General features: G+C 36.3%; 5 protein-coding genes and 3 pseudogenes. 1 reads left to right on the top strand and 7 read right to left on the bottom strand.

Annotated elements, in window-relative coordinates:
• The coding region (locus ACE199_RS23285; RefSeq protein WP_375351892.1) for an IS110 family transposase at positions 1-737 on the bottom strand (737 nt) is incomplete at its 3' end.
• A gap of 429 nt (positions 738-1166) precedes the next feature.
• A complete protein-coding gene (nagA, locus tag ACE199_RS23280; RefSeq protein ID WP_375351891.1) occupies positions 1167-2342 on the bottom strand; it encodes an N-acetylglucosamine-6-phosphate deacetylase in 1176 nt (391 codons plus the stop codon).
• Between the two features lie 320 nt (positions 2343-2662).
• On the opposite strand from nagA, the gene ACE199_RS23275 reads away from it, so the two are divergent.
• The gene (locus ACE199_RS23275) at positions 2663-3136 is read left to right on the top strand and encodes a DinB family protein (protein ID WP_252289578.1); all 474 of its coding nucleotides are present in this window, start codon (positions 2663-2665) and stop codon (positions 3134-3136) included.
• A gap of 397 nt (positions 3137-3533) precedes the next feature.
• Here the strand turns inward: ACE199_RS23275 and ACE199_RS23270 are convergent, their stop codons facing one another.
• The 5 genes and pseudogenes from ACE199_RS23270 to ACE199_RS23250 form a co-directional block, all read right to left on the bottom strand.
• Positions 3534-3683: a hypothetical protein gene (locus ACE199_RS23270; protein ID WP_375351890.1), complete on the bottom strand. Its 150-nt coding sequence runs from the start codon at positions 3681-3683 to the stop codon at positions 3534-3536.
• Positions 3684-3903: 220 nt separating this feature from the next.
• Positions 3904-4824: a F510_1955 family glycosylhydrolase gene (locus tag ACE199_RS23265; RefSeq protein WP_375351889.1), complete on the bottom strand. Its 921-nt coding sequence runs from the start codon at positions 4822-4824 to the stop codon at positions 3904-3906.
• 59 nt (positions 4825-4883) lie between these two features.
• Positions 4884-5560: pseudogene (locus tag ACE199_RS23260) on the bottom strand (response regulator transcription factor).
• Positions 5557-5817: pseudogene (locus ACE199_RS23255) on the bottom strand (sensor histidine kinase); the annotation flags it as partial. The pseudogenes ACE199_RS23260 and ACE199_RS23255, both read right to left, overlap by 4 nt.
• A gap of 477 nt (positions 5818-6294) precedes the next feature.
• Positions 6295-6532 (bottom strand): annotated as a pseudogene (locus ACE199_RS23250) (IS110 family transposase); the annotation flags it as partial.

The following is a 6532-nucleotide window of genomic DNA, read 5'->3' as shown; positions in this document are numbered from 1 at the left end:
TCATACTTGTCTAATAAAATGCGAATCTCTAATTTCGCCAGCTCTGATCCCTCACGAATGCCGATTGAAAGACCGGCGACTCGTTTTAACTCTCTTACTTTCCCAAGACCAACTGCACGTTTTGCGGCCTTTTTAAGATGGGCTAAGATTTCTTCATCAGAAATCTTTATTAGCTCACTTGGCAATAAGCTGAGCCTTAATAATTGTAGTGCTGCTTTTCCCTCCCAGTCTTTAAAAACCGTGAGAAACTCAGGAAAATACCGATCCAGCCAGTTGTGAATTTGCCCTTGTACGGATTGAAGATCAACAGATAAAAGATCACGTATTTTTCTTGCCGCACGAAGTTCGGCATACACTCCCTGCGGAATCTTAGGTTCAGCATATCTTCCATCTTTGACTAGCTGTGCAATCACTCTGGCATCTTTGACATCATTTTTGGTAGGTGAATTATCATCTAATTCTTTACTTCTCTTGACGTGCATAGGGTTCACGACCACAAACTTAACGTCCTGTTCTTTCAAGAAATGAGCTAGATTCAGCCAATAATGACCGGTCGGCTCCATCCCTACGATAGCCTGATCCATGTCATGTGTAGCGATAAGCTGGTGAATCCAACTCAAAAATCCATCAAAGCCAGGCTTTGTATTTTCAAAGTATAAAGGTTTCCCAAACTCCATTCCTCTAAAGTCCTGTGCACGTGCAACATGTTTCGATTTGGCAATATCAACACCGACAATAAGTGTTTAGGAAGTGATTTGAGCGATTTTTTGATTTTGGTTATAATTCATAGTGAGCCTCCTGGTATGCGAATAAGTAGTCCTTTTTGCCGGCAAGCTTTAGGACCCTCTTATCATACCAAGAGGTATTTTTGATACTCAAATCTCATTTTCATTCATTACAGGAATGCTGGCCCGTTTGTTGAATAAGAAAAAATCCTGTTGATGTCAACGGGATTTATGAACAAACTTTAGTCAAAATCCACAAAAGCTACATTCTCTGATAACCAGAGTTGTAATATAGAAGTGTCTAGACTTTTGTGTCACTCGTCATAAATGATGATAACGAGTGACACAAATATTAATCTCATAAAAAAGCATCCTGAAAATACCGTTTCATAACGATATACCTGGATGCTTTTATAAAAAGGAGATTATAATGAAACAATGTCAGTTTCGACAATAAGCTAGTTGACCACGACAAAAAGCCATAACAATTTCCAATTGCTCATCCAAAACAACAACATCAGCATCTTTACCTAGTGAAAGGCTCCCTTTTCGATCAAATATATTTAACTGTTTTGCTGGATTAACGGATGTCATATAAAGTATATCTTGAATTGAACAACCAGTGAACTTCATCGTATTTCTCGCTGCATCAGTCATTTTGAGGACACTCCCAGCCAACGTTCCATCATATAGTGTCGCTCTTCCAGTTTGAACGGTAACTTTTTGTCCCCCGAGATCATAAAGTCCATCTCCAAGACACTTAGCTCTCATGGCATCTGTAATTAACATAACCTTCTCTCTTCCCTTTTGCAAATAGGTTAACTTCACGAGCTCCGGTCTAACGTGAATGCCGTCCGCTATTAATTCAGCACTTACTTCATCATGAAGTAGTACCGCTCCTACCACTCCCGGTTCACGATGATGAAGCCCTCTCATTCCATTAAAAAGGTGGGTGGCATGACTTGCTCCAGCTTGAATTCCTTGAAGTACTTCCTCATACGTTGCATCAGTATGTCCAATTGAAGCAATGACACCATGCTTGCTGAGATAGTCGATTAGCTCTAGGCTTCCCTCTAACTCTGGTGCAATTGTGACCATTTTGATTGATTCTAAAGCTATTTCCTGCCATCGTAAAAACATTTGCAAGTCCGGCTTTAGAATACATTCTACCGGTTGTGCTCCTGCTCTTTTTTCTGATATGAATGGGCCTTCCAAGTGAACACCAAGCAATTCCGCGTGACCATCAGGTTGTTGATTTTGAATATATTGAGCTGCATTTCGTAGAGCATTCTCAATTTTATCTCGCTCTTGGGTCATTGTTGTAGCCAAGAAGCTCGTGACTCCTTCCTGAGGCAACACATTCGCTATCCTTTTCAATGAATCGTAGGTTGCATCCATTGTATCCGCCCCATTCGCTCCATGTATATGAACATCGATCATTCCCGGAATCACATGATAGGAATCAGGCAGATGAATCGCTTCATGGGATGCTACTCTGTCCATCATTTCCTGTCCGACATCCTTTATCTTTCCATCCTGAAATGACAGAAAGCCTCCTGCATAAATTTTATCCTCACTATAAACTATGCCATTTTGAAGTACGGTTGTTTTTTTCATATAAAATAGACCTGCTTTCTACTATTACTATGAAAATTATAAAAGCAGGAACCGATCAAAACACCTGCCCTATCATTCATTTTTTCCAATCACTCAACGGAATACTAAATAAATTGTTTTTGCATCGTCCCAATTCTCTTCTGAAGTAGCTCTATACTGGACGTAAAGAATAGAACAGGAAATATACGATTGCTCTATTTTTAACAGTATAAGATTAGCATATTTTCCAGGATGAATAAAATTATTCCTAATAGTAGGAAAAAGACGTGAAGACCACGAATTGGCTATACAGAGATAATTAATAAAAGGAGGGCTTATTCTTGGAACAAACCATTATTCACCATATGGAAACAGTACGTAGCATAACTGAGCAAACGTTAAAGAAAATTCCGGAAGAAATTTCAGATACCATTCCAAAAGGTTTTAACAACAATATTCGTTGGAACTTTGGGCACATCGCATTTATACAGGAAAAACTTGTATTTGGACTTTTAGGTGAAGAGATGAAGATTCCGAGAGATTATGAACGACTTTTTAGTGCTGGAACGAAACCGGCAGAATGGGACGAAACTCCGCCATCATTTGCCGAGATTGCCGAGATCTTGACGGAACAAAAAGCGAGAATAAAAAATTTTATTCCAGGGCGTTTTCATGATAAGTTGTCAACCCCATTTACAAATCGTATGGGCATTACGTTTTATACAGTTGGTGAGGTACTTTTGTTCAGCTTTTACCATGAAGCCTTACACATCGAAACGATAAAGCGATTATATCGAACGATTTCTTCTTATTAACCTGACAATATACAACAGAAATAAAAAGCCGTTTAAGTTCAGTTCGAGTGTTGCTACAGTGTGACTACAGTTTGTCCGTAAACGTAAAGTAACTCCAAAATATACAATAAAAGTTGATTTTGGAGTTACTTTACGTTTACTTCACTTTTTTTCGGCACTCTGCATCTAGACGGTAAATCCGTTGACCACGGCAAGACTTTATCAATTTCTTCTTTATTGTTTAAATTGTAGGTGGGGAATATTTAACGCTTACTTAGTTCTGTGGCCTTCTATGATATTGGAGGGGGTAGTATACATTTTAGGATTGTAATTTTTGGGAAAATATTTACAAACTATTATCTAGTTTAGTTTAAGAAGAAAGAATCAACAACACTCTTTAGCAGAGCTTTAAAAAAAATTAAATATCTGGTTTCATTTTTTTTATTTCAGTAAGTGCTTGTTTTTCTATTTTTTGGTTTTGTTCATTTTGATTCGAGGCAGCAATCTGTTCTAATGCATTTTTCAATATATCAATCTGCTTTTCATAAAATTCAAGTAGTTTCTCCACATTAGCACCTCTTACTATATTAAGATTATTCTCTCAATTCACTGAGCAATTACTATTATGATTCAATTAATTGTAAACAAACTACAGCAATCTTCAAAATCTTGTATTACAAGATTTCACAATCAATAAACCCACAAAATTGGCTGTGCCATTTTGTCACTTTTTTTGCTCCTTTTTAATGTCTTACATAATGAATCTTACTTAAAAATTTAAAAGCACATTATTCTGTTTCCCCGTTCGATAATATTTTATCCCACTCTTTTCCCCCATTTCCACTGATAAAAACATCATTTTTAACTGTCACTATCATCATTTCACTTTCTTTTTGAGGATTGGAATTCACGTAAATAGGTGAATTTTGATTTTCGAATGAAATAGAAGTGAATTTATTAACCATCTTATTATTCAAGTTCATTTCATTTAAGGTCGTTTGATTATCTTCAATCATAGAATATATTAATGAATCTTTCTTAAAAGCTAACGAAGTAATAGTTCCTTTTGTTTGAATGTGAGAAAAGTCCATTCCATAGTTTTTAGATAAGAAAATCCCTTGCTCTGTATATATAGCGATTGTATTATCATCTGAAGGATGTACAGCAAATCCACCAACGGAGGAGGAAGTTAATCCGTTAAGTTGTAATTGCACCCAGTCTTTTCCCTTATTCTTAGAGTAAAAAAAGCCAGGTCCTATTTCTGAATTTTTCACTTCATTTAACACATAAACTGTCCCTGTCTCATAACTGGCACCTAAATAATGAAAATCTATTTCCCCATAAAAAGCTAATTTATCTAAACTTTCCCCTTTATCTTTACTTTCTACAAGACCTAAAGGATTTTTTAAACCAGATCCTGATTCAGGGTGACCACTAGAATAAAAACCTTCTTTAGTCGGTTGAAATCCCATATAATCATGGTTATTCCTGGTTGTTTTATACCAAGCCCCATCTTGATATTCTAATAGCCCTTCATGAGTGGCTAATACAGGAATTCCCCCTTTCCCCCAATATCCAGCTCCATGAATATGATTTATTTCTTCATCTTCAGCTTTTACAAAAAAGGCTTTTTGTTCATCACTTGAGCATCCGACTAAAAATATTATTAGTATTGTGAAATGTAGTACTCCCCATTTATATCTTTTCACTGTTATACTTCTCCCTTTTTAAAATTCCCATATTATGTTTTAAATCCACCCTATTACTTTCACTCTTTGCTCATCCACTTATATCCAACTCCCCATATTGTTGAAAGATGCTGATCAATAGGAAAGTTTACTTGTCTAAGTTTGTCACGGACATTTCGAATATGAGAGTCAACTGTCCTGTCTTCTGTAAATGATTTATCCCCCCAAATTCTTTCCAGTAAATGAGACCGCGAAAAGATCTTGTTAGGATTTTTAAAAAATAAACCAATCATCGAAAATTCTTTAGGAGTAGGTTGAATCGATTGTTCCTCATAGGTTAACTCGTGCGATTCTTCATTCCAAAAAAGTCCTTTAAAATAAACTTCTGTTTTATCTTATCATTGGTTCTCCTAAATAAAGCATCCATTCTTGCCAGTAATTCTGCTCCATCAAATGGTTTTGTCACATAGTCATCTGCGCCAATTTGTAATCCTTTTACTATATCTGATTTTTCATTTCTAGCCGTCAACATAATAATTGGAACATCTGAAAATTCTCTGATTTGGCCACAGGTACTCCATCCATCCAATTCGGGCATCATCACATCTAATAAAATTAAATCAACCTCCGAATTTTTCATATAAGCAATGGCTTCTCTGCCCGAATTTATTTTGATACAATGATAAGTTGGCGATAAGTATATGTTTAATAATTCAAGCATCTTTGGTTCATCATCGACAAGCATTACCGTTTTCATTCCGTCATCTCCTCTATTGTTATTAGAAAAGTAGTTCCTTTTCCTAACTCACTCTTAACATTAATATTTCCATCATGAGCTTCTATAAGTTCTTTAACAATTGATAACCCCAAACCCGTTCCTCCAGAATCCTTAGATCTGGACTTATCTACCCTATAAAAACGCTCAAATACAAAAGGGAGATCTTCTTTCGGTATCCCATACCCCTCATCCTTTATTTCAATTAGCACTTTTCCTTTTTCTCGTTTCACAAAAATCTCCGTTTTATCCACCTTTAATCACATACTTTATTTTTAATCTTACCAGTCACTCTTGTTCAACTAAACTCCCTCAATAAACAAACAATTATCTCTTAAATACTCAGCTTTTCTCAATATTTCTATCCAACTTATTTACTCTTATAGATTTGATTAGTACGAAAAGAACACAATCAAGCAGTTTACGAAAAAAAGAGCACAAGAAACTAGCCAACCTTCGGTTAATTTCAAAAAGTTGGATGAATAGGTATGTACGCACCAATGGATGTCCACATATCTTACGGGGGTCTACCCTCCCAAGTCTCACAGAGTCTATGCTCCTACATTCCTTCGTTCAACCTTTCCATAAGGTGGATGTCGGTCATGCTGCCCCACAGGATCTATGTCCTTACGTTAGTTGCGTTGCCGACTAATCCCATGCTGATATTGTCTGTTCAACCGTCCAAATCTATTTGTCAAAAGTCAGTTTTATAGTGATTAAGCTGCTATTGGTTCTTGAATAAATGCATGCATATGAGGGATATCCTTCAACATCTTCTCTTCCTGAAACACAAACTGTTTCTGCCCAATGGAGAAGAGAATGCGTATAAGCTTATTACACAAAGCAATTAAAGACTGCATCTTTTTCAACGGATTGTCAGGTCTCGTTGTGTAATAATGATGTAGGGCTTTAAAGGCTTTATTCTTCGCTACTAGAATCATAGATGCCCGAAAT

The organism is Peribacillus sp. Hz7, from assembly GCF_042136355.1.
Taxonomy (GTDB): domain Bacteria; phylum Bacillota; class Bacilli; order Bacillales; family DSM-1321; genus Peribacillus; species Peribacillus asahii_A.
This window is presented reverse-complemented; position numbering and strand designations above follow the sequence as displayed.